Source organism: Myroides sp. LJL115, assembly GCF_054871665.1.
Genome location: NZ_JBTXLS010000044.1, coordinates 1 through 25,480 on the forward strand (window position 1 = coordinate 1; position 25,480 = coordinate 25,480).

Here is a 25,480-nt window from a genome sequence, read left to right on the forward strand (position 1 = left end):
TTTAAGCCACCCAATAGTACAGCTAGAAAACAAATAACGCTTACAAAGAGACTTAAAAAAGTCCTTTATAAGCGTTATTTTTTGTCTTTAAAAAAGCCGTTTCCTAAAAAGAGGCTACTTTATCAGTACCCTCGATAACTCATAAGCTTTTTTTGTGCTAATTATAAATTAGTCCTTAAGTCTAAATAGAGAATTGGCTTGTAAAGCCTTTTCAAAATTCTTAATATCTTTAATCTTTACTTTAGATGCAAAACTAGCAATATGTTTTTGATGGTGTATATCTGAGCCAGTGAAATCAATTAGATTCTCTTTTAATAAAAAATTAGCTGCCTCTAACACATGGCTACCATAATATCCTGTTACAGATAAAAGATTCATTTGAAACAAACAACCAGCCTTTTTCAGTCTATGATACATGGCGGTATTCTGGTGGTAGAAATTATATCGTTCTGGATGAGCTAAAACAATTTGGTATCCTTGCTTGTTTAGTTCATATAATATATCCAACAACTGAATAGGTGGATTCATATAAGACATCTCCACTAATACATAATTATCATGGATACAAAGCAATTTCTCCTGTTGCATTCTTTGTAAAAAGCTTTCGTCCATTAAATACTCAGAAGCAACTCTTAATTTAACTGATTGGCTGTGCTCTTGTAACAAATCGCAAACCTCTTGGTGTTTATTTAGAATTTGCTCTTTGGTATTATCCCATACTAAAGGTGTAGTATGAGGAGTGGCAATAGCCTGTTCAAATCCCAAGTTTTTCATACTTGTGATTATATCTTTTGTATCCTGTAAGGACTTTGCTCCATCATCAATACCAAATAATAAATGAGAATGAATATCAATATAATTATTGGGAATTAACTCCTTTAAGGCAGGCTTAGATTTAAATAATGAAAACATAAATGATGTATCTTAAGATTGAAGTTTCCTAGAAAGGAAAATAAAACGATAGTCTATAAATAAAGACACTAAAGTTAGTAAAAACAAACCAAGGGTAAGGATAAATTTTACAGAAAAAATAGTTAAGCCAACATAGAGTACTAAACTAACTAGTATTGTGATCAAAGCAATCCTAGTTATTAAGGAAGACTTTCTATTAAATACTAAGACTAAGAAAAGTGGATTAAATAGAAGTATACTTGCATTCAAAGCAAATTCACTGTGGCTAGAATAAAGAGTCAAGGCCAATAAGAAAATCCCAAAACAACCATATAAGGTATAAACAACCTTCCTTGCAAGTTTGGCTCTGAAACAAAAATAGCCAACTATGAATAAAATACCATAGAAGAAGTAAATACTATTGATCCAATTATCTTGTTTTTTAAGTGTATTTTCAGCCTGGAAAATAACACTACTCTCTTTCACTAAACTCTTTCCATCTACTTTAGTTTGATCTAGGGATTCCATTAATATAAAAGGTAAGAAAACTAACTCACTTTTTTTGTCGGTTTTCGCACCCAGTAAAATATTAATCCCTAAATCTTCAAAAAAAGAATGCTTTACATAATCACTTAATATGGATCTATAACTTCCTTGGTTGGAAGAAACATCTACTTTAAGTTTTTCATCTAGTACTTCTTGTAATAGATCCACAACCTTAGTGGTGCAATTCTCTTGAATAAACTGGTATAAAAATTCTCTACTTTCAGGTAATATAGCTTGATTCAATAACCCATACATCATTTGCTTCTGTTGGGAACTAAGATCTAATTCCTGCTTATATACACTTCTATTTTCATATACATAAGAGCGTACAAATCGATCAAAATTGGTATAATCAGCAAAATAAAAAAGATTTCCTCCTATGAATTTCCCCACGAAGTTGGGAGTTTCAAAATCAAACAATCCATAGTTGTACACTCTATCAATACCTAATAAAGGGTCTTGTACCCAAACGGCAGTATGTCCATAAAGTGCATGAGAAGCATCCCCTGTGCCACAAGTTAAAATACTAATACTACTTCTAGCGGAGAGTTGTTTATCTTGGGAAGCAAACCCTTGTATAAACAATAAACTAAAAAAAATATAAATAAGCTTATTCATTGAAAAATAATTTCTATTTTAAAAGATAACCAACTTTGGTCTAAAACCAGCAGATAATCCTCTTGTTTTAAAATGATAAAAATAAGAGTAAAAGTATAACATTTTTACTCAATCTATTAACACTACTACCTACAAGAAAAAATAAAATTCTAGTCCAATATTAATAATGCAATAGAATTTACTTAATTCTAACTTTTATAATACATTTGTATTTCACAATAGGTGTGAAATATTACTACACACTTGTAAAAATCAATTTATGAAAAAACATATCCCGAACTTTATTACCCTTTTGAATTTACTTTCTGGTTTAATTGCCTGCGTATATACTTTTGATGACAATATACAAATGGCTTTCATATGGGTATGTATTGGAATATTCTTTGATTATTGGGATGGTTTTGCTGCTCGTATCTTAGATGTGAAAAGTGAATTAGGCCTTCAACTAGATTCCTTAGCAGATATGGTGACAAGTGGAGTTGTTCCTGGTCTTATGGTTTATAAACTTCTAGCAAACATACAAGCTAACCAACCTATGTATTCCTTAACTGCAGACACCTATTATATGGGAGCTGTACCCTATTTAGGCTTTATCATAACATTGGGAGCTTGCTACCGTCTAGCGAAGTTTAATGTAGACACAAGACAAACGGAATCTTTTATAGGTTTACCAACACCAGGTAATGCACTTTTTATTTTAAGCTTACCAATGATTGCAAATACTACTTCTTCAGAATTTCTGATTAGTGCAATAAGTAATCCTTATGTACTTGTAGTAATAAGCTTTTTAAGTGCTTATATAATGAATGCGGAATTACCTTTGTTTTCACTAAAAATCAATCCAGCTAAACTAAGCCAGTACAAACTACAAATTGCTTTTATGCTAACTAGTATCGTTTTAGTAGTAACTCTACATTATTTAGCTATTCCAATTATTATTTTACTTTATATTTTATTATCGGTTATAAAAAATACCACACAAAAAAGTTAAGTAAGATAAAATAGTATAACAAAGGGTTACAGCATGTAGTTGTAACCCTTTCTTTTTGTAATTAACTTATTCTACTAGTTGCAAAAAATCTATTTTACAACACCTCTTATAAATTTGTATAAAAGGGTTAGTCAATACTAATCTTCATCTTATCCTAATGCTTAAAAAAGCTTCCCTACACAACAATCTATTCTTTTACTTACTAAGCCTAAATAATGCAAAATATGTATAGGTAAAAACCACTAAATAACCTATTGGTATTTTTCTAATCTATTTACCTCTATAAAGTATTGATATGTAAAATCCTTATAAAACTTGTCTTTTATGAAGTACAAACAATATTTAAATAAAAAAAATACTAACATTTTTAGCCTCCTTAGTTGAATTTAATAGGGGAACTAATACTCCAACACACACCAAAACAAATCGAAACTAATGCATATATAAGGTCAATTTAAGATGGAAAAACTAAAAATTTCATAATTAAACAGATAAGACCTTAGTTATCATCTGACAAATTTTAGCAAATTAACTTTATTTTTAGTTTACCTAATTAGCTTATAATTCCACAAATAAATAGGCCCTGGAATAAATTATCCTTAAACTTTACAAAAAATAATAAAAATAATTTACCTTTGCAAGTCAATATTTAATAATACCCTTAATACTAAAAGTATTTTAAAGAGAGTAAAACGCATTCCCAAATTCTAGAATTATCATTATCTCAAAGAAAGCTGACAATGCTATAGATATTGATAAAAAACAGTATTGAACTTGCATTCCAATTCTTTTTTTCAATACTTTTAGCCAAATTTTTAAAAATACAATTTAATATGTTTGACTTTTTAAACCCAACTATTACAACGTTTATCATCTATTTGATAGTTGTTTTAGGAATAGGTGTTGTAGCCTACTTACGAACCAAAAACTTCTCCGATTACATTTTAGGAGGTAGGAGTTTCGGTCCTGTGGTTACTGCATTATCTGCTGGTGCATCTGACATGTCCGGTTGGTTATTGATGGGACTTCCCGGAGCTATCTATGCTAAAGGACTTTCTGAAAGCTGGATTGCTATTGGTCTTTTAATTGGAGCCTATTATAACTGGAAATTGGTTGCAGGTAGATTACGTGTACACACTGAAATAAACAATAACGCTCTTACTTTACCAGACTTTTTCCAAAATCGTTTTGGTAAAGAAGGAAATTTAGTAAAAACGGTTTCTGCAGTTACTATTTTATTCTTTTTTACAATTTACTGTGCCTCTGGTATGGTTGCAGGAGCTCGTTTATTTGAAACATTATTCCATATGGATTATGTTCCAGCATTATATTTAGGAGCTGTAGCAACCATTGCATATACTTTCTTAGGAGGGTTTTTAGCAGTAAGCTGGAGTGATACAATTCAAGCAACTTTAATGTTATTCGCTCTTATATTAACTCCTGTAATGATTGTATTACATATGGGTGGTTGGGATATGATCGTAACATATACAGAGCAGGCTGCTGCTCAAACAAATGTTCCTTATACAAGTTTAACAAATAATGTTGAGTTTATCGCAATTATTAGTGCAGCTGCATGGGGATTAGGTTACTTTGGACAACCACATATCTTAGCTCGTTTTATGGCTGCAGATGGAGTTAAAACAATGAAATCGGCAAGAAGAATTGGAATGTCTTGGATGTCACTTTGTATGATTGGAGCTGTAACTATTGGGTATTTTGGTATTAGCTACTTTGAAAAATTCCCTGAAAATGGAGCTGCAGTAAGAGCTGACCGTGAATTAGTTTTTATTGAATTAATCCAATACTTATTTAACCCTTGGATAGTAGGTATATTACTTTCTGCAATTTTAGCTGCAGTAATGAGTACTTTATCTGCTCAATTATTAATGTCTTCAAGCACATTAACTCAAGATTTCTACAAAGCTTATTTCCGTAAACAAGCAAGCGAAAAAGAATTAGTTTGGACAGGTAGATTAGCTGTATTACTAATTGCAATTATTGCTATTTTTATTGCTTACAACCCAGATAGTAGAGTACTTGATTTAGTATCTCAAGCTTGGGCAGGATTTGGAGCGGCATTTGGACCAGCAATTTTATTTACTCTATTCTGGAAAAGAACAACTGGTTTCTCTGTATTAATTGGAATTATTGTTGGAGCACTTACAGTTGTTATTTGGCCATTAATATTCGGTCCAGCATTATATGAAATTATCCCAGGCTTTGCATTTAGTTCATTAGCGATTTTCTTAATTTCTAAAAATGCTAAACATTTACAACAACACGATTTTGATAAATTCCACAAAGCAGATGAAATTTACCACAGAGAAAAGTAATATTTTACTCTAAAAGAATCTACAATATAATTACTACCCCTTTTCTTATTTATAGGTCAAGGGGTAGTTTCTTTTTAATATCTTTTGGTAGTTGGCTTCTAAATAAGGTACCTTTGCACTTTTAAATTTATCTATATAATGTCCACAACTTCTGCGCATCCTATTTACAATATGCAGTTCTTCTTAGTTTGTTTAAGCTCTTTGCTTTTCTCGGCTAGTTTCAACATGTTAATACCAGAACTTCCCCAATATCTCAGCGATTTAGGTGGCGCACAATACAAGGGACTTATTATAGCTTTGTTTACACTAACTGCTGGGATTTCTAGACCATTTAGCGGTAAGTTAACCGACAAGGTAGGTAGGGTTCCAATTATGGCCATTGGGTCGATTGTGTGCTTTGTATGTAGTTTACTTTACCCAATTCTTACTAGTGTATCGGGGTTTTTATTACTTCGATTAATACATGGATTTTCTACCGGTTTTAAACCTACTGCAACAGCAGCTTATGTAGCTGATATAATCCCCCAAAAAAGATGGGGAGAAGCTTTAGGACTACATGGTATTTGCTTTAGTACAGGTATGGCAATTGGTCCAGCTATAGGTAGTACCATAAAAATCCACACTTCCATTGATTTTCTTTTCTATACCTCCTCTGTTTTCGCTTTACTTTCTATCGCTATTTTAATGAATATGAAAGAAACCCTGAAGGTGAAAGAAAAATTCACTTGGAAACTACTTAAAATAAACCGTAAAGATATTTTCGATATGGATGTATTACCTGCGGCCTTAGTAACGTGTTTATCCTATGTTTCCTATGGAGTTATTCTTACTCTAATCCCAGATTGGACACAGTCTTTAGGTCTAGAAAACAAAGGATTATTTTTTATGATTTTCACCTTAGCCTCTTTACTTGTACGTTTTGTTGCAGGAAAAGTTTCTGATAAATATGGTAGAGTTCCAATTATAAAAATTGGCTTAATGATCTTGTGCGTAGCCTTGTTAATTATAGCCTTATTGCCAAGCGTTGTAGGTTTATACACAGGTGCTTTTGTTTATGGAATATCTTTAGGTATCCTATCTCCTGCGTTAAATGCATGGACCATAGACTTTAGTAAACCCGATCAAAGAGGTAGAGCTATGTCAACAATGTATATAGCTTTAGAATTAGGAATTGGATCAGGTGCTTTATTTGCAGGATGGTACTATCAAGATGTACTAAGTAATATACCAACAATCACCCTTGCTAGCGCAGTGGTTGTAGTTACTTCTCTTGTCTATGTCTATGTAAAGCAAAAACCAAATTGGAGTACAAATATCAACTAATGATAGTCTAGCTACTTAAAACCTCTCTAACTAACTTTTGCAGCTCTGGCACAACTTGATTTTCAAACCAAGGATTTCTTCTTAACCAAATAAAATTTCTGGCCGAAGGGTGAGGTAAAGGAAAATACTCAGGTATAAAGTCCTGAAAATTCTTCACCCTCTGAGTCAAAGTATGTTGCCCCTTTAAGTAGTACTTTTGTGAATACTGTCCTACCAATAGGATTAACTTAACCTTTGAAAGGTGAGTTAACATAGCCTCATGCCATGTAGGGGCACATATTTTCATTGGAGGTTTATCTCCTGTCTTTGCTTTTCCTGGATAGCAAAATCCCATGGGAATTATCGCGAAGTTATCTAAATCATAGAACTCTTCCCTGCTTACTCCAAGCCAGTTTCTAAGACGATCCCCACTATCATCATTAAACACGATTCCTGTTTGCTGTACTTTTAATCCAGGAGCCTGCCCTATTATAATAATCTTAGCCTTAGCTCCTATCCAAAAACAAGGATTAGGTGCAAATGGAAGTTGATCTGCGCAAATTACACAGTTCCTGGCTTTAGCTATTATTTTTTCAAGTTCATCCATAACCAATAATTTATAGAAGTTACACCTAGAGGTCTAACATAAAGATACGAAAAAGGGCTTTCTTAAAAATAAGAAAGCCCTTTTTTGTATTACTCTATTTTTTGTAGATTAATTATCATCTACCTCAACATAATCTTTTATAGTAAGTTGAATTTTCTCAACAGAATTCCTATACATCTTAAGTACTAAACCTTCGTAATCGAATAAATCAACCACATCATTTTCACTAAATTCATGATTAGGATACTTATCAGCTAATAATCCAGCCAAAGTGTCATATTGCTCACTTTCCTCAAATCGGAAAGGTAATAGTCTATTAATGTCTGAGATGTTGTAATGCGCATGTACTACATATACTCCTGGGCTAACACATTCTACAATAGGTTCTTCATTATCGTATTCATCTTGAATTTCCCCAACTAACTCCTCCAAAATATCCTCCATGGTTACGATACCTGTGAACTCCCCTACCTCATTAGTTGCAATTGCCATTTGCACATGTTTTGCTTGGAATTGCTTTAAAACATGCTTAATTAAAGCACTTTCTGAGATATAGATTGGCTCACGCATAAGATCTGCAATTGGTGTATCATTACTGTCCTTCATCATGGCCTTCATCAAATCTTTAGTGTATATAACACCTTTGATATCATCTAATGAATCTTCAAATACCGGATAGCGGGAATACCCTTCATTTATAGCAAACTCAATAGCATCTTTTACAGTAGTTGTAATTTCGATTGCTGAAACGTTTTTACGTAAGGTTTGTATATTATTTACTCTACGATCATCAAAATCAAATACATTTTGAATCAAAAGGCGTTCCGTTTCTTCAATTGCACCACCTTCCTGGCTCTCGGTAATAATCATCTTAAGTTCCTCTTCAGTATGTATATCCGCACCGTGTACAGGACTAATACCAAACATTCGTAACATTCCATTAGCCAAACCGTTCATCAACCAAATTATTGGCCTAAAAACAAAGTAAAAAATTCTTAATGGAAGTGCTATAGCAAAGGTTGTCTTTGTTGGAAAATGAATTGCCAAAGATTTAGGAGCTAATTCTCCAAAAACAATATGTAAGATTGTAATAATAACAAAGGCTAAAGGAAAGGAAATGTTTTTAGCGATTACTAACCATTCAGGACCTGTCAAACCTAATACTTCAAAAACTTTCAAAATAAGAGGAGTTAAAGAACTTTCTCCTACCCAACCTAATCCTAGAGAAGCTAAAGTAATACCTAATTGAGTAGCGGCAAGATATGCATCTAAGTTACTAACAATGCCTTTTGCTACATCGGCTACTTTAGAGTTTAATTCTTGATGAATTTCAATTTGTGAGCTTCGAACTTTTACGATTGCAAACTCAGCTGCCACAAAAAATCCATTTAAAAGTACCAAAACAATGGTAAGAATTATTTTCCATACGGAAATCTCGGTGTGTACAATGTTTGCGCTAGCTAACATTGTAATGATCTGGGGGTATGTGTCCATTTTTTAAAATAAAAATAAGGCCTTGGTTTAAATTTTTTAAAGACCTTTTAAGTCTAGCATAATGAATTATACTAGAAAATTATATATCAAATATACAAAATATTTTTAATATATTTTCACTACAAAAGTAGCACAATTCTATCATATAACCGTACTTTAAAGTTTTATTCCGTATAAAACTCCCTCAATATTGCCAAAATACAAGGAAATACTTACTTTTTTTAACCTAGTTAAATAGAATCGTATTTTTTTTATAAAATAAAAGTTAATGTACTAAAGTGCATCCTTGTCAAAAGGGAATGGTAAAATATTTGTCAAAGATTCCGAATAATAAACTGCTCCTTCAGCTCCCATAAAATACATTTCGATTGGTAAATCTTGCTTTACCTCGTATTCTAATATACTTTGTCTACATGCACCACAAGGTGGAATAGGAACAGTAGTTAATTTTAAATCGGAAGATGCTGTGATAGCCATTCTAATGATTTTCTTTTCTGGATGTACAGCATTGGCATAAAAAATAGCTGTACGCTCCGCGCACAAACCAGAAGGGTAAGCAGAGTTCTCTTGATTAGAACCTACAACAATACTACCATCATCTAATAATAACGCAGTTCCAACTCTAAATTTAGAATATGGTGCGTATGCATTTTTCCTAACCTCAATTGCTTTTTGCATCAGCATTTGAATATCCATTGGCAATTCACCTAGTGAATCATACTGTAAAAAAGAACTTATAACTTCTATTTTTTTCATACAATAGTTCGTTTAATTTAATTGAGACAAAAAATCCAAACGCAAGTAAAAAACTATTGTTTGGATTAGTATACAAATATAATGCTATTTATTAATAGAATCTTTTCTTATCTAGATTAAAAGTCAAAGAAAAACGCAAAGTATTTTCTAAGGGGTTATTAATAGTTGAAGTGGAAAATAGATAGGATAGATCAATGTCTATTTTATTGTAGCGAAAGCCTGCACCTAAAGTAGCAAATTGACGAGCACCCTTTTGCTCGCTTTCGTGGAAGTATCCCGTACGAAGAGCAAATTTATTATCGTACCAGTACTCTACTCCCACAGACCATACGATTTCTTTTAGTTGCTCATCAAATCCTCCTGATTTATTACCAAAGGACTCAAAGATACCTTTGAACCAACTGATGTCTTCATATTTTATTCTAGCCTCTACATCTGTAGGGTCTATTGGAGGGGTAGGAACAAGTAACTTGGCAAACTCAGTGGTAAAGCTAATTGTATTATAATAGTCTAAAATAAAGTCAAAGCCTACACCTACTTGCAATTTTGCTGGCAAAAAGGACCCATCACCAATTTCATCATCATACTTTATCTTTGGACCAAGGTTAGAAATATTAAACCCAGCTCTTATACGTCCATCAAAATCGGAAAAACTAATCTTTCTACCATGATAAAAACCAGAAACATCTACAGCGATACTAGTTGCAACAGAAGAAGAGTCATCCGCTTCAGGATACTTTAAACTTGAGGTGATAAATCTCCCTGCTATACCCATAGAAAAAGTTTCACTTAATTTCAAAGAGTAAGATAAATCAAAAGAAAACTCATTTGGTCTTCTAGTTATAACAGCTGAATTAAATTCAGATCTCATATCTATATCCCCCATACCAAAATAGCGTAAACTCGCTCCTAAGGCACTTCGCGGATTCAGTTTCTTATAATAAGTCAATTGTCCAAGAGACATTCCACTAGTTATTTTAGACATATAAGGTGTGTAACTCATTGAGAATCCCTGATCTACTTCGGCAAATGCATACTTAGCTGCATTGTGTTGTTGAGAATATGCATCCATGGAAGTTGCAACTCCCATATCAGCCATTCCAGAAGACCTGGCATCTGCATTAATAGTCAAAAAAGGCACCCCTGTTACAATTGGCCGAATTTCTTGACCAATTGCTACACAGCTTACCAAAACAGCAAAAAAAGAGTATTTAATCTTTTCCATATTTCTTTTTAAAATCACTAGGTACAAATATATAGGTTTCTAGCGGTTGGCTTAGCTTTGCTAAAAAATAACTACTATAACTTTATGTTTTATTTTAAAGTTGATACTTTACTTCTAGTAGATAAATATAAACTATTAGCCTTACAAGTAAAATGTTTGTACTGCCAAAAATCTAATTCTATCCTAGAAAATAGAGTTACTAACCGTTGTTTCCTATAAGTAAACGTGAATTTGTTAGAACAATTGCCCATAAAAACTATCCCAAGCCCTAATTTTTATGTTCCTATTATAGAGTATACTTTAAAATTTATCCAAAATAACACCACATAATAGTGTCATTTTACTAAATATTTTGAAGAATTTGCCCTATTTTCTATCTACAAAAAAAAAACATACCTGATTTATAAAAAATTTACAGTATTTTTAAAATAGATATGAACTTATAAATTAGTTTTTTTTTGATAATAATCCCCGATAGACTTAAGGCACAAATAGTTATCTATTTAAAGCAAAAAGAAGACTATAATTAACTAAAAAGAACAACTAAATTATTTTACTATATCTTTGTAAAAACAGTTAAACTGAGCATATTAACATTTTTTACTAAAAAGGCAATACATAAACAACTTAGTCGTTATATATTACAATACATAAAAACAAACAAAAAATTGTCTATTGCGTTATTGTGTTTTAATGCATTGCCAATTAAGTGTTAATTGCTAAATTGCGTCCAATATTATATCCACTTACAATAAGATGAAGATTAAAAGAAATTTAGGATTTCAACTCTTGACAGCCTTACTAGTAGCAGCTGGTCTAACGAGCTGCAGTAATTCAAACAGTAATATTTCCACTGCCACTGGATGGAAAATTAATGATAAAAACGGAGGGTTTCAGTATAATACCAAATACGTCCAAAAAACTCCTAATGGAATGGTACCAATTGAGGGAGGTACTTTTACTATGGGGCAAATCCAAGAGGACATTATGGGTGATTGGAATAATGCACCAAAACAAATGCATGTACAATCTTTTTACATGGATGAAACAGAAACAACCAATATTATGTACAATGAGTATTTATACTGGTTAAGAACTGTTTTCCCTCAAAACAATAAGCTTTATAAAGACATTTACGACAGTGCACTTCCTGATACTCTTGTATGGAGAAGTCCATCTGGTTTCAATGAATCTTTAATTTCAAGTTACCTACGTCACCCTGCTTATGCTAATTATCCTGTAGTGGGAGTAAGTTGGATTCAAGCCAATGATTATGCAAAGTGGAGAACTGACCGTGTAAATGAGTTAAAACTAGAACAAGCTGGTTATTTGAAACGAGATGCAAAAATAACAGAGGCATATGGAGATGCCCACTTTAGCACAGATGCTTATTTACTAAATCCTAGTTCTGTATATGGAGGAAATTCAGATATTGTCTATAGAGGTGTAAATAATAAAGCTACTGAAAATCAACGTAATTTATATGCAACCCAAAACCTTGGTTTATTCACTGCTCAATTCAGACTTCCTACAGAAGCGGAATGGGAATATGCTGCTATTGGTTTAATTGGTAATAGAGAGTATAATAACTATAAAGGAAAAGGTAAATTCCCATGGGATAACCCAGATAAAAGAAGAAGAGGAAGGCCGCAAATATTAAATACTAAATACGCTAACTACAAACAAGGTAGAGGTGATTACGGTGGTATTGCAGGTTGGGGTACAGACAATGGAGATATTACTGTTGCGGTAAAATCTTACCCTCCAAATGACTTTGGTCTTTATGATATGGCTGGAAACGTTGCAGAATGGGTAGCAGATTTATACTATCCTGTCTTAGATGACTTAAATGCAGATTTCAACTATTATAGAGGAAACGTATATTATCAAACTAAAATTGGACCAGATGGTACAGTACAAATAGTTACAGAGCAAGATGTAGAATTCACTGAGCAAGCTAATAATAGAAAGTCAGTTAAAAACCTACCAGGTGAAGTTGCTCAATTTGCTTTAGATCCAGCAGCCCTTGCAACTAACCCATATTCTAACGAGCAAACTAAACCTTTAGCGGACAAGCCAGCTCCAAAGAAAAACAAGAAGCCTTCTCAATTATATAATGAGAAATCTAGAGTTATTAAAGGTGGGTCTTGGAAAGATAGAATTTACTGGTTAGACCCTGCAACAAGAAGATACTACCCGGAAGACATGAGTGCAGACAATATTGGATTCCGTTTAGCAATGACTAAGGTTGGAGAAAAAACCAATAAAAGAAGAACAAAAAATTAAATAATTGATATCCATTTAAAGCCCTAAATATTTAGGGCTTTTTTTATATTTTTGTGTTATGAATATTACAGAATTATATCAGTGTTTTTTACAGTGTGATGGCGTTAGTATAGATACTAGAAATATCACCCAAAACTCTTTATTCTTTGCTTTAAAAGGAGAGAACTTTGATGCAAATAAATTTGCCCAACAAGCCCTGGATAAAGGTGCCTTATTTGTAATAATGGACAATAAAGCCTTAGCTACCGATCCAGACAAGATGATTGTTGTGCCAAATGTATTAGGTGCACTTCAACAACTTGCTAAATATCACCGTCAGCAATTAGGCTTACCTATTATAGCTTTAACAGGAAGCAATGGTAAAACCACTACAAAAGAATTAATAACTGCAGTATTAGCACAAAAATATACCACACAATCTACCTTAGGGAATTTGAACAACCACATTGGTGTTCCTCTAACATTATTAAGTCTTAGCTCAGATACTGACCTTGGTGTAATTGAAATTGGAGCAAATCACAAAAATGAGATCAGCTTTCTTTGTGAATTAATTGATCCTGACTTTGGGTATATTACCAATTTTGGCAAGGCTCATTTAGAAGGTTTCGGAGATTTTCAGGGAGTTATTAAAGCAAAAAGTGAATTATACGATTATCTGGAGGATCATCATAAAATGGCCTTTATTAACTTAGATGATCCTATCCAAGACGCTAAAACAATTACTTTCCCACGATATACTTTTGGACAAAACCAGGATGCTAGTGTTGTTTTTGAAAACTATTGTAGCCTACCAAATGCACAAATTACTTATAGGAATCAAAAGATAGACTCCAACTTAACTGGAATTTATAATGCAACTAATATAGCTGCCGCAGTAGCTATAGGTTTATTCTTTGATGTAGCTCTTGATTCCATCAAACAAGCCATTGAACACTACACACCTACTAATAATCGTTCCCAATGGGTTAACATTGCTAAAGCTAAAGTCTTATTAGATGCCTACAATGCCAACCCTTCTAGTATGAAAGCGGCAATAGATAACTTTATAGCTTTAGATGTCCAAAAAAACAAAGTCTGTATACTTGGTGATATGTATGAATTGGGTACCTATAGCAACCAAGAGCACTTACAAATTGTAGAAGAGCTAAATAATCAGGCAGATATCTCAGGGATCTACATTGGAAAAGAGTTTTATAAACACAAGGATAAAGCAAAGGATAATCATCATTTCTTCGCAAGTTTCGAAGACTTTGAAAAGGATCAGAACCTAATAGATTCCTTAAAAAATAAAACAATTTTAGTAAAAGGATCTAGAGCTATGGCCCTAGAAAGAACCTTAGAATTACTAAAATAAATAAAATCCCTTCTAACTTTAATCTATTAGAAGGGATTTTTATTTTCTATCACCTTATCGCAATTATTTGCTTTCCTATCTCAAGTGTAGCCTACCCATTAGAGGGAAGTGGTCAGAATTCACAAAAGAATCAAATGTTTTAAATGACTTGACTTCTATTAAAGGATCAACAAAAATATAATCTATGCGCATTGGAAAAAGATTAAAATCATAGGTTTTACCAAAACCTTGTCCGGCTTTGACAAAAGCATCATCTAAGTCTCCTTTTACATTTCGATAAACATAGGAGAAAGCGCTATTATTCATATCCCCACAAATAATCTTGCGATGGTTAGCATCCTTCATATGCGACCGAATAAGTTCTGACTGCAATTGTTGTTCAGAGAAAGCTTTTGAAATCCTTTTTATAATACGTTTAGAGTCCATTTCGTCCACACTTTCATGAATATCTGGACTAATGCTTATCGACTGTAAATGGATACTATAAATACGAATGGTATCTCTTTGGATTACAATATCAGCAAAAATGACATTGTTATTGGAGTTTGGTAAATTGATCTCCCCTTTATCTACAATTCTAAACTTAGAGAAAATGGCCTGTCCAGTCTTTATTTTATTTCCGTGAGAAACAATATAGCTATAAGGATATTGTTTAAACTTAATCTTTGTGTTTTTTGAATATTCCTGTAAAGCTAAAACATCAGGATCTTGCACATCAACAAACTCTTTAATGTTTTGACTAACCTTTGGGTCATCTATCCATTTGAATAAGTTAAAAAGTCTTACGTTATAACTCATCAAGGTAAAGTCCGTTTTTTCTTCAGGTAAATTAACTCCTGAAAAACGATAAAATTTATTAATAAAAGTAAAGCCTAAAAGCAAAATAAAAATAGAAAGCCAAATTTGCTTTTTGACCAAAAAAAGCCAATAGATAAGAAAAACTACATTAACGATAAGCAGACTTGGTAGCAACAAAGAAAATACCGATAAAAGTGGAAAAATCTTTGGAGCCAAAAACGGCAAAAAATAGCCTATAATTGTCAATATAGCTAATACTATATTCAACAAAAAAATGCCTTTATTAAACCAAGATAGATTCTTCATAAATTATCTTTTTCCACTAGTAAACAAAAAACTTTTTTCCTCCTTAGTTAAGCTCTCATAACCGCTTTTACTTATTTTCTCAAGTATAGAATCAATTTTAGCTTGATTGCTAGTATTTGCAGCTTTGTCAAAAGTTTGACTTTTGGTATTTCTATATACCTTTTTTAAATTCCCTTTGTTGTTTTTTGTAAAAACCGAAGATGCTTTAGCCTCCAAATTAGAAAAAACAGGAGTATTTATTATATACTTAATATATAAAAACCCCATACAAGCCCCTCCTAAATGCGCTAAATGTCCTCCTACATTACTTCCACTTAATTGTACGATATCTAAGATAATAATAAAAGCAGCGATATACCAAATCTTAACAACTCCTACTAACATCAAACGAATTTCCATTTGGGGTTTGTAAAAAACAAGGGCCATTAATGGACAAATAATAGCAGCCGAGGCACCTACTAACAAAGTACTTACAGGTAAGACAAAAGACCCTATTACAAAGAATACCCCGCCTAAAAAAGCACCTAAAAAGTAACATATAACAAACTCTTTTGCCGAAAAATAAGTAGAAAAGAGTTGGCTTACAAAATAAAGTACAATAATATTAAATAGTAGATGTATAGGCCCGGCATGAACAAAACTATAAGTCACTAAGGTAAAAGGTTTATAAAGTAATTCCGTTGCATTACTAGATAAACCTACCCAAAACAAAGCATTGGAGTAAAAGCTAATCGAGATAACTTTTAGTAAAAAGAATATAACAGATACTCCTATTATCCAATATATCAGTCGCTCAATTGGGCTACTTAAAGGATAATTCTGACGAAATTTCTTCCATATTTTTATCATACTTAATTCCAACGATAAGGATTAAACTGAGTTTTCTTCCAATAATACATTAAAAGAAATCCGGTAATAGCTCCTCCTATATGAGCAAAATGTGCTATTCCACTTCCTCCTCCAAAAAGGCTGAATCCACCAGTCATTCCACCATATAGGTCAATTAATAAAATACCTGGTACAAAGTACATTGCCTTGATAGGAATAGGTACAAACATCATCATTAATTCAGCACGAGGAAACATAAAAGCAAAGGCTACCAAAAGTCCATATATAGCACCTGAGGCACCAACCACAGGTATATTATAAGCAACTACAGCATTAGTTAATTCCTGTGCACTAATAAATTCTAACCAAGCAGAAGGATAACTATAGGAACCTCCTTCTGCTGTAATTATCTGATAAAAATATTCCTTATCTACTCCTAGGTGTTCTACTTTGTTATAAACACTCATAATGGAGTAGTAATTTACACCTTGATGCATTAAGGCAGCCCCTAATCCACAGGCAATATAAAAAATCAAAAATCTTTTGGCTCCCCAAATATTCTCAAGGGTTGTACCAAAAGAATACAAGGCAAACATATTAAAGAAAATATGCATAAAGCCCCCATGCATGAACATATGAGTTAAGGGTTGCCAAGGGTAGAATGCACTACTTTGAAAAAAGAACATAGCAAATAATTGCTGTAAAGCCTCCACAAAAAAACCAGCAACGAACAAAATAATGTTCAGTATAATTAAATGTTTTACAGTTTCTGAAATTCTCATTATAACGTAAATTTTTTCTCTATATCTTCTACTTTCATAGTTACAAAAGTAGGTTTCATAAATGGTGATACATTTGGTTCATTACAAGCAAACAAGCGATTTACAATATTCTCTTGTTCTTCACAACTCAAGGTTGTACCTGTTTTTACCGATAAGCTATGGGCCAAAGACTTAGCAATACGCTCACTCTGGCTATAATTAACTCCAGGATGTCCACTTCTAAAGTCACCGATTAAATCCTCTAAAACAATGGAAGCTTCACTCTCTGAAATATGTACAGGTAAACCAGATATAACTACGAATTCCTCTGCCATTTGTTCAAATCCAAATCCTGTTTGTTGTAGTAATTCCCTTATTTCTCTTAATACCTCCATCTCATAAGGAGCATAGTATAAAGTTAAGGGAAATAACAATTGCTGAGACGCACCAGAGTGATTTTTTATACTCTCTAAAAAGTTTTCGTATAAAATTCTTTGGTGAGCTCTTCCTTGGTCAATTACAACAAGTCCAGATTTTATCGGACTAACAATATATTTTCTATTGATTTGAAACGTCCTAGAAGTACTCATCTCATTTTGATATCCTCCAAAAAGATCCGCAGAAGGAGTTTGTTGTTCCAAAACCAAATTGGAAATATCTAAATGACTAGAATCTTGCTTAAGACCCTCATATAAGCTAGACCAGTTTTTTTGATTACTCTTAGAAGAAATACGCTCATTTTCTACTTTAGAATTATTGAACTTACTCTTTGCAAAGCTAGACTTGGCGTTTACTTTAGAATCTAAAAAAGGAGCACCTCTTCTTTGGGTGAACTCCGAAGCGTATTGATCCTCTTCATTAGTTTCAAAAGGGTTGAAATCACTTTGATTACCTTTAGACTCAAAAGTCAGACTATCCTTTTGGTCTGTCGTAAAAGAATAATCTGGTTGGTTACTTTTAGATTCATAGGTTACCCCATGTGGTGATTCAGAAGATTCCAAAGTGAAATCAGCTGTATTTCCTTTAGATTCAAAAGTTAGATCCGAAGCCATAGAAGTAGATTCTTGCTCTAAATCACTAGATTCAATAGATAAATCCGTTAATTTAGATTCTATTAAATCAGCATTACCAAAAGGGTTTTCAAAAGGATTATATTCAAATTTATCTTCTTGTAAATTCTCTTCCCTTGTAAAGGGATTGAAGTTGCGGTCTACTTCTATAGTTGGGGTAGCTGCATGTGTTCCTTGATAATCGTAAGGTGTATCTAAAGAGGCATCGCGTTGAAAGTCCAACACAGGTGCTACATTGAATTGCCCCATACTATGCTTGATAGTAGATCTTAAAATACTATATAAGGCTTGCTCATCATCGAACTTAACTTCCGTTTTAGTTGGATGAATATTAATATCTATACTATCGGTAGGAACTTGTAAATAAATGAAATAAGTAGGGTGCGTACCTTCTTTCAATAAACCTTCATAAGCTGCAAGCACTGCATGATGTAAATAACCACTTTTCACATAACGATCGTTTACAAAAAAGAATTGTTCTCCCCTATTTTTTTTTGCATATTCAGGCTTTCCTACAAAGCCCTCTATAGTTACAATATCGGTTGTTTCTGCTATGGGTACTAACTTCTCATTAGTTCTAGAGCCAAAAATGGCAACAATTCTTTGTCTTAAATTACTACTTGGTAAATTAAATACTTCATTGCCATTGTGGATCAAAATAAATTGAACCTCATTGTGCACTAAAGCAATTCGCTCGAACTCATCTACTATATTTCTAAACTCAACGTTTACACTTTTAAGGAAATTTCTTCTAGCTGGGATATTAAAAAATAAATTTTTTACAGAAAAGGAAGTTCCCACTGGACTTACAACTGGCTCTTGACGGACTAATTTCCCTCCTTCAATAACAATATGCGTCCCTAAGGAATTAACCTCCTGACGAGTTTTTAACTCTACATGAGCAATAGCTGCAATAGAAGCTAAAGCTTCTCCTCTAAACCCCTTAGTATGCAGCGCAAATAAATCCTCTGCTTTAGAAATCTTAGAAGTAGCATGCCTTTCAAAAGAAAGTAAAGCATCCTGCTCACCCATACCCTTACCATTATCAATAACTTGAATCAAGGTCTTACCGGCTTCCTTTAGTACCAATTTGATCTCCGTAGCACCAGCATCCACTGAATTTTCAATAAGCTCTTTTACAACAGAAGCAGGTCGTTGAACAACTTCTCCTGCCGCGATTTGATTTGCTACGTGATCCGGTAGTAAGCGAATTATATTTGACATCTATTTATTTTAAGAATAGGTAGATTTATGAATAAATAAAAACTCAGCACTTTGCTTAGAGCTACAAATTTACTTAAATAATAGTCCTTAAACTATTATAGTATTTGTAAATTATCATTAAATAAAAAAACCTGCAAACACTTGATGCTTGCAGGTAGAAGGCTTTTAATTTTAAAAGCTTAATATCTATTATTTAACTCTATCATTTTTAAAGCTGCCACAGCTGCTTCTGTTCCTTTATTACCAAATGCTCCTCCACTTCTATCAATAGACTGCTGCATAGTATTATCAGTAAGAACACAGAAAATCACAGGAATATCAGCCATTAAATTTAGATCTTTGATACCGTGCGTTACTCCAGTACAAACAAAGTCAAAATGCATTGTTTCCCCTTTAATAACACAACCTATCACAATTACTGCATCCAAATCCTCATATGTTTCAATCATTTTACGGGCTCCGTAAACTAACTCAAAACTACCTGGTACATCCCAACGAATTATATTTTGCTCTAGAGCTCCGCAATCTATTAATGCATCTTTAGCTCCTTGGTATAAACCATTAGTTACATTATCATTCCACTCAGATACTACGATACCAACCTTAAACTCTTTTGCATTAGGTAAAGTATTTTTATCGTATTGAGAAAGATTTTTATTTTCTGTAGCCATGTCTTATTGTGCTAATCCAATTAAACCATCAATAGAACTTGCCTCTATTGATCCTTGGTAATTATTTTTAATATCATTAAACATTGTTAATGCTTCTTGCCTTTTTCCTAATTCCAAAGCTACAACTCCTCCTTTGTATAAAAAGCGTGGAGACGTTAAGTCATTTTTCCCATGCTTAATAGCTTTATTGTAATATTCTAAAGCTTCTTTCTTTTGCCCCAATTCAGAGAAAGCATCTCCGATTGCACCAAGAGCTAAAGCTCCAACAACTGCATCGTTTGTGCTAAATTTCTCTAAGTGCTCAATTGCCTTAGTATACTCTCGTTGGTTTAAGTAGGCTGTCCCAGCATAATAATGAGCTAAGTTAGCAGAATTGGTTCCACTATAATCTCTAATTATCCCTAAGAATCCTAATTTACCCTCTCCTCCTTCAAGAGCTAATCGGTATAAATTGTCTTTATCTGTAGTGCTTTGAACTGCATTATTATAGTAAGCTTGTGCTTGAAACATTTCATTTGCAGCATCATTATTTTTAGGCTCTACGATAAACTTTCCGTATCCAGCATATCCTAATGTAATTAATGCAACGGCTCCAACAATTCCAAAAATAGCTTTAGAATTACGAGATACCCAATTTTCCATCTTATTGGCTCCCTCATCCAAAGAATCAAACACCTCAGCTGTTGTACTGTTAGATGCATCTACATTTGCGAATTGATCAAATTCTCCATCTTCATTCTGCGTGGAAGGTTTAGGGGCTTTGTAACCTCTTTTATTATAAGTTGCCATGTTTTCAAAAGTTTAATATACGCAAAAATAGGATTTTTATTGTAATATAAAAGTGCTTTCTATCTATATTTTTGATAATTTGCAGCGAATTTGAGCAAAGTGCTACTTTGAAACATATAATACTTGAATATCCTGTGTATTTAAAAAATTTAAACATCCTGAATTTCAAAAACATAACAGACAAATCTTTTGAATTTAATCAAAAAATAAACTGTTTTGTAGGCTTAAATGGCGTAGGTAAAACCAATATATTAGATGCCATTTATTACATGGCCTATGGAAAGAGCTACTTTAACCCTGTGGCTGTCCAAAACATTAATCATCAGAGTGATTTCTTTGTTATTGACGGTACTTTTGACATAAAAGACCAAGCAGAGCAAATCGTATGTAGTCTAAAAAAAGGTCAAAAAAAAATAATAAAAAGAAATGGGAAGAATTATGATAGATTATCCGACCATTTTGGATTAATACCTCTGGTTATCATATCTCCATCTGATAGGGATTTAATCACAGAAGGAAGTGAAACAAGAAGAAAGTTTTTAGATAGTGTTATCTCCCAAATGGACGCAGGCTATTTGCAATTAATTATACAGTATCAAAAATTAATTACTCAGCGAAATGCACTTTTAAAGAATTTTGCTTTACACCATTATTTTGATCAAGTAACCCTAGAGGTTTACAATGAGCAAATACAGGAGATAGCCTTACCTATTTATCAAAAACGCTCTTCATTCATTGAACAATTTGTTCCTATATTTAATCACTATCATTATCTAATAACAGGTTTACAAGATGAAGTTATCTTAGAGTATGACACCCAATTACATCAAAGTACAATGCTAGAACTTTTCCACCAGAATTTAGCAAAAGACCGTGCTTTACAATATACAAGTGTAGGAGTTCACAAAGATGATTTAAATTTCAAATTGAAAGAACATCCAATCAAGAAATTTGGATCCCAAGGGCAACAAAAATCCTATTTAATTGCTCTTAAACTAGCACAATTTGAGTTTATAAAAAAGCAAAAAGGTGTAGCTCCAATTTTATTATTTGATGATATCTTTGATAAATTAGATGAAAATAGAGTTCGCAAAATACTTGAGTTAGTTAATTTAAAAACATTTGGACAAATGTTTATCTCTGACACACATGCACAAAGAACAGAAGACTTACTAAATAGTATACATCAAGATTTTGAAATATTTAAAATAGCGGATAATTAATCCATAGTATTGCTTCACCCAAAGCCACAGTTATGCAAAAAAACATCTCTTTACAACCATATAACACTTTCGCTATCCAAGCCCTTGCCAAAGACTTTATCCTTATCAATACCCAAGAGGAGCTAATAAAGGCCTTAAAAGAAAATAACAACAGGGAACTTTTTATTTTAGGAGGAGGAAGTAACATGCTTTTAACCCAAAACATAGAAAAGCTCGTTCTTAAAATTAATACAAAAGGCATCGCTATTGTTCAACAAGACACTGACCATGTAATAGTAGAGGTTCAGGCAGGAGAAAATTGGCATGAGTTTGTACTATGGGCTATAGATAATGATTTTGGTGGAATTGAAAATCTATCCTTAATCCCAGGTAATGTAGGCACTACACCTATACAAAATATAGGTGCATATGGCGTAGAGGTAAAAGACACTATTGTCTGTTGTCAAGCCTTAGATATCGACAAAATTAGTTTTACTACTTTTAGCAATCAAGACTGTCAGTTTAGCTATAGAGAAAGTATATTTAAAAATGAATTAAAAGATCGCTACATTATAACAAGCGTTAGTTTTAAATTAACTAAAAACAACCACTTATTAAAAACCCAATATGGAGATATTCAAGCCAAACTAGAATTACAAAATATACAATACCCCACTATAAGGGATATCAGTAATAGTGTTATTCAAATTAGACAAGAAAAGCTACCTGATCCTAAAGTAATTGGAAATAGTGGTAGTTTCTTTAAGAATCCGATTCTACCTAAAGAACAATTCGCAAGGTTAATGCAAGAGTATCCACAAATACCTAACTACCCTTTACAAGATGGTAAAGTAAAGGTTCCCGCTGGTTGGCTTATTGAGAAAGCAGGCTTTAAAGGCTTTAGAATAAAAGACGCAGGGGTACATGAAAAACAAGCTCTTGTACTAGTAAACCACGGCGAGGCTACAGGAAAAGAAATTTTGGAGCTTTCTAAAGTAATACAAGCTAAAGTGAGAGAACTTTTTCAAATAGACATTCAACCAGAGGTAAATATTTTTTAAACTTTTTTTCTACACCATAGATTACTAAACACCCTATGCTAACAACGATCCTTTTATACGCCTTACTTACCATTATTGCTTTAGAGGTTTTTAATTATTTTATATTTTACAGCAAATTAGCTTTTGGCAAAAACAACATCCAAAATCAAACAGACAGAATGCAAAAGTCTGTTTCTTTAATAGTTTATATTAAAGACCAACAAGATATTTTACCAAATTACTTACCTACTTTACTACAGCAAGATCATCCAAATTATCAAATAATCTTAGTAAACAATGCATCTTGCGATGATTCTTTAGAAATACTTGAAGCTTTCGAAAAGACCCATCCAAGAATTAAGCTAGTAAATGTGGTTAATAATGAAGCTTTTTGGAACAATAAGAAATATGCATTAACCTTGGGGATAAAAGTAGCCAAACATGACTATTTGGTATTTACAGAACCATCTGGACAATTACTAAACACCAACTGGTTAAGTAGTATGTCTAATTATTTCACTCCTAAAAAACAAGTGGTAATAGGATATACTAGCATAGTGAAGAAAAAGAGATCTTTTATTAATAAATTATTTCGCTACCACAATACTTTTGCCTTCAGTAAACTTTTTACCGGTACCCAGCTAATGGGTCCATTACATGCCAATACGTTAAATCAAGGATACCTGAAAGACTTATTTTACGCCAATAATGGTTTTATACAGCAAATGAAAATTCCTTTTGGAGAAAAGTATTCCTTTATACAGCAAATTGCATCTAGTAAAAACACTACTATTGCTATAAACTCCAGTAGTTTTGTTTATCAAGAAGAAGATAATAAACTAAGTAGTTTTATTAAAGAGGTAAAAATGCAAGGTTTACAACTGAAAGATTCTAGCTTTAAATTCCGCCTTGTTAGAAGTTTTAGCGCAATTTTGCCTTTGAGTTTTTATATTCTTTTTATAATCCTTGTAAGTATAAATCCTCTATTAGAAGTATTATGGATTGGCTTTGGCCTTAGAATGTTAGTGAAGTTTGTCTATGACTACCAATTTTTTAAAAAATTTGATACTAAAGATTTGATTTGGGTATTACCTTTATTAGAATTTATTCATATTTTTATATTATCTTATTTGGCCATAACCCAATTTTTAACTGGAAAGAAACTTGAAAAAAACAATAGTTAATCAAATAGCACTAGCTAAGCAATCGGATCAATCCGCTTTTACCTTCTTACTTGATCACTATTGGAGCGAAGTTTACTATTTCATTTTACAACGTATAAATAACGAGGCAGATGCAGAAGACATCACTATCGAAACCTTCTCAAAGGCATTTAGTAGTATTCAAAGCTATAATGACAAATTTAGCTTTAATACTTGGCTTATCGCTATTGCTAAAAACGTACATATAGACCTAGTTCGCAAAAGAAAAAAGGATGGTCTTTTAATGGTTAATACAGAGAATCATCCTGCATATAATAATATTGCAGATGATACGGCAAATATGGAAGATTTACTTATAAAGCAACAGAATTTAGCTGTTTTTAAAAGTTATGTAAAACTTTTAAAGCCTCATTACCAAGAAGTGATTGAATTGAGGTTTTTTCAAGAGCTCTCCTATAATGAAATTGCCACTATAACTGGCCAACCTTTAAATAATGTAAAGGTAAAACTCATAAGAGCCCGTAGATTGCTTCAAGAAATTATCTTAAAGCAAATTGACTCTAACTTTACCATCTAAAGGGCAAAAATCTCCAAGAGACGTTAGCGTTTTAAAAATGTCTCTCCACAAAAAAGCCCTTGAGACAATTCATAAAGGGTAGTGGTCTCTAACATATCGCGTAACATTCCTCTAATATTTTTAAATTTACCATGGACAGGACATGGTTTTAAAGCATTACATTCTTTTAAACCAAGAGCACAACCTGTGAACACAGAATCGCCATCTATAATACTAACAATCTCGGCTAATTTAGTTTGCTTCATTTTTTCTTCTAAGATACTATAACCACCTCCTACACCTTTTACAGAGTCTAGTATTCCATGTCTAGCTAAATTTTGTAGGATCTTACCTGTAAAGGCAGTTGGAGCATCTATTTGCTCAGCAATCATTTTAAGTCCTACCCGTTTATTACTCAAGGAATTCTCTGCAATATAAATAAGAGCTCTTATAGCATATTCACAAGCTTTAGAAAACATATTTTATTAATTTTATTTATCAAATATAGTTATTTTTTCAACAGTCAATACATTAGCACTAATCGAGTAGGAGGCTGAAGATTATTTCTTCAGCCGACCTCTCACACCACCTGGCATACGGATCCGTACCAAGGCGGTTCTTAACTTTACGATACTTTTAAGTAGATGTCATGTATAGAAGTATAGC

Annotated in this window: 22 protein-coding genes; 9 read left to right on the top strand and 13 right to left on the bottom strand. The window is 32.7% G+C overall.

From position 1 onward, the window contains the following. Window positions 1–168 precede the first annotated feature (168 nt). Complete coding sequence (locus tag ACYSNX_RS10520) at window positions 169–912, bottom strand: tyrosine-protein phosphatase (RefSeq protein WP_461754633.1); 744 nt, start codon at window positions 910–912, stop codon at window positions 169–171. A 12-nt stretch (window positions 913–924) separates the two neighbouring features. Then, complete coding sequence (locus tag ACYSNX_RS10525) at window positions 925–2,055, bottom strand: lipoprotein N-acyltransferase Lnb domain-containing protein (protein WP_461754634.1); 1,131 nt, start codon at window positions 2,053–2,055, stop codon at window positions 925–927. A gap of 259 nt (window positions 2,056–2,314) precedes the next feature. On the opposite strand from ACYSNX_RS10525, the gene ACYSNX_RS10530 reads away from it, so the two are divergent. The 3 genes from ACYSNX_RS10530 (at window position 2,315) to ACYSNX_RS10540 (ending at window position 6,705) form a co-directional block, all read left to right on the top strand. Next, complete coding sequence (locus tag ACYSNX_RS10530) at window positions 2,315–3,046, top strand: CDP-alcohol phosphatidyltransferase family protein (RefSeq protein ID WP_461754635.1); 732 nt, start codon at window positions 2,315–2,317, stop codon at window positions 3,044–3,046. Window positions 3,047–3,879: 833 nt separating this feature from the next. After that, window positions 3,880–5,382: a sodium/proline symporter PutP gene (gene putP, locus ACYSNX_RS10535; protein ID WP_461754636.1), complete on the top strand. Its 1,503-nt coding sequence runs from the start codon at window positions 3,880–3,882 to the stop codon at window positions 5,380–5,382. A gap of 138 nt (window positions 5,383–5,520) precedes the next feature. Continuing rightward, entirely contained in the window at window positions 5,521–6,705 is a 1,185-nt protein-coding gene (locus ACYSNX_RS10540; protein WP_461754637.1) for an MFS transporter, read from the top strand. Between the two features lie 7 nt (window positions 6,706–6,712). Here ACYSNX_RS10540 and ACYSNX_RS10545 read toward each other — a convergent pair whose 3' ends face one another. The 4 genes from ACYSNX_RS10545 to porV form a co-directional block, all read right to left on the bottom strand. After that, a complete protein-coding gene (locus tag ACYSNX_RS10545) occupies window positions 6,713–7,291 on the bottom strand; it encodes a uracil-DNA glycosylase family protein (RefSeq protein WP_461754638.1) in 579 nt (192 codons plus the stop codon). A gap of 108 nt (window positions 7,292–7,399) precedes the next feature. Further along, window positions 7,400–8,785, bottom strand: a complete 1,386-nt coding sequence (locus tag ACYSNX_RS10550) for a hemolysin family protein (RefSeq protein WP_461754639.1) — start codon at window positions 8,783–8,785, stop codon at window positions 7,400–7,402. 273 nt (window positions 8,786–9,058) lie between these two features. Further along, on the bottom strand, window positions 9,059–9,541 hold the full coding sequence (gene cdd / locus ACYSNX_RS10555) for a cytidine deaminase (RefSeq protein WP_461754640.1): 483 nt from the start codon (window positions 9,539–9,541) through the stop codon (window positions 9,059–9,061). Between the two features lie 91 nt (window positions 9,542–9,632). Continuing rightward, window positions 9,633–10,766 (bottom strand): type IX secretion system outer membrane channel protein PorV, encoded by a 1,134-nt coding sequence (porV, locus tag ACYSNX_RS10560; RefSeq protein WP_461754641.1) that lies wholly within the window; start codon window positions 10,764–10,766, stop codon window positions 9,633–9,635. A 756-nt stretch (window positions 10,767–11,522) separates the two neighbouring features. Between porV and gldJ the strand changes: the two genes are divergently transcribed. Both gldJ and ACYSNX_RS10570 read left to right on the top strand, forming a co-directional pair. After that, on the top strand, window positions 11,523–13,052 hold the full coding sequence (gldJ, locus tag ACYSNX_RS10565) for a gliding motility lipoprotein GldJ (protein WP_461754642.1): 1,530 nt from the start codon (window positions 11,523–11,525) through the stop codon (window positions 13,050–13,052). A gap of 58 nt (window positions 13,053–13,110) precedes the next feature. Next, window positions 13,111–14,406 (top strand): UDP-N-acetylmuramoyl-tripeptide--D-alanyl-D-alanine ligase, encoded by a 1,296-nt coding sequence (locus ACYSNX_RS10570; protein WP_461754643.1) that lies wholly within the window; start codon window positions 13,111–13,113, stop codon window positions 14,404–14,406. A gap of 75 nt (window positions 14,407–14,481) precedes the next feature. Here the strand turns inward: ACYSNX_RS10570 and ACYSNX_RS10575 are convergent, their stop codons facing one another. The 6 genes from ACYSNX_RS10575 to ACYSNX_RS10600 all read right to left on the bottom strand — a co-directional run bounded on the left by ACYSNX_RS10575 (window position 14,482) and on the right by ACYSNX_RS10600 (window position 20,853). Continuing rightward, window positions 14,482–15,510 (bottom strand): endonuclease/exonuclease/phosphatase family protein, encoded by a 1,029-nt coding sequence (locus ACYSNX_RS10575; RefSeq protein WP_461754644.1) that lies wholly within the window; start codon window positions 15,508–15,510, stop codon window positions 14,482–14,484. 3 nt (window positions 15,511–15,513) lie between these two features. Further along, a complete protein-coding gene (locus ACYSNX_RS10580; RefSeq protein ID WP_461754645.1) occupies window positions 15,514–16,359 on the bottom strand; it encodes a rhomboid family intramembrane serine protease in 846 nt (281 codons plus the stop codon). 2 nt (window positions 16,360–16,361) lie between these two features. Next, entirely contained in the window at window positions 16,362–17,120 is a 759-nt protein-coding gene (locus ACYSNX_RS10585; RefSeq protein WP_461754646.1) for a rhomboid family intramembrane serine protease, read from the bottom strand. Continuing rightward, entirely contained in the window at window positions 17,120–19,393 is a 2,274-nt protein-coding gene (gene mutL, locus ACYSNX_RS10590; protein ID WP_461754647.1) for a DNA mismatch repair endonuclease MutL, read from the bottom strand. Before mutL ends, ACYSNX_RS10585 begins: the two co-directional genes overlap by 1 nt. Window positions 19,394–19,572: 179 nt before the next feature. Then, window positions 19,573–20,064: a 6,7-dimethyl-8-ribityllumazine synthase gene (gene ribH / locus ACYSNX_RS10595; protein WP_461754648.1), complete on the bottom strand. Its 492-nt coding sequence runs from the start codon at window positions 20,062–20,064 to the stop codon at window positions 19,573–19,575. A gap of 3 nt (window positions 20,065–20,067) precedes the next feature. Continuing rightward, window positions 20,068–20,853, bottom strand: coding sequence for a tetratricopeptide repeat protein (locus ACYSNX_RS10600; protein WP_461754649.1), 786 nt, complete (start codon window positions 20,851–20,853; stop codon window positions 20,068–20,070). Window positions 20,854–20,987: 134 nt separating this feature from the next. Here ACYSNX_RS10600 and recF point away from each other — a divergent pair, with 134 nt between their 5' ends. Genes recF through ACYSNX_RS10620 form a run of 4 tightly spaced genes read left to right on the top strand, consistent with a single transcriptional unit; the run spans window position 20,988 to window position 24,835 of the window. Beyond that, window positions 20,988–22,076, top strand: a complete 1,089-nt coding sequence (gene recF / locus ACYSNX_RS10605) for a DNA replication/repair protein RecF (protein WP_461754650.1) — start codon at window positions 20,988–20,990, stop codon at window positions 22,074–22,076. A 32-nt stretch (window positions 22,077–22,108) separates the two neighbouring features. Continuing rightward, window positions 22,109–23,116, top strand: coding sequence for a UDP-N-acetylmuramate dehydrogenase (murB, locus tag ACYSNX_RS10610; RefSeq protein WP_461754651.1), 1,008 nt, complete (start codon window positions 22,109–22,111; stop codon window positions 23,114–23,116). A gap of 35 nt (window positions 23,117–23,151) precedes the next feature. Further along, on the top strand, window positions 23,152–24,279 hold the full coding sequence (locus ACYSNX_RS10615; protein WP_461754652.1) for a glycosyltransferase: 1,128 nt from the start codon (window positions 23,152–23,154) through the stop codon (window positions 24,277–24,279). Beyond that, a complete protein-coding gene (locus ACYSNX_RS10620; RefSeq protein WP_461754653.1) occupies window positions 24,260–24,835 on the top strand; it encodes an RNA polymerase sigma factor in 576 nt (191 codons plus the stop codon). The genes ACYSNX_RS10615 and ACYSNX_RS10620 overlap by 20 nt, the downstream gene beginning before the upstream one ends. Window positions 24,836–24,858: 23 nt before the next feature. Here ACYSNX_RS10620 and ACYSNX_RS10625 read toward each other — a convergent pair whose 3' ends face one another. Further along, window positions 24,859–25,293 (bottom strand): RrF2 family transcriptional regulator, encoded by a 435-nt coding sequence (locus tag ACYSNX_RS10625; RefSeq protein ID WP_461754654.1) that lies wholly within the window; start codon window positions 25,291–25,293, stop codon window positions 24,859–24,861. Window positions 25,294–25,480: the final 187 nt, after the last annotated feature.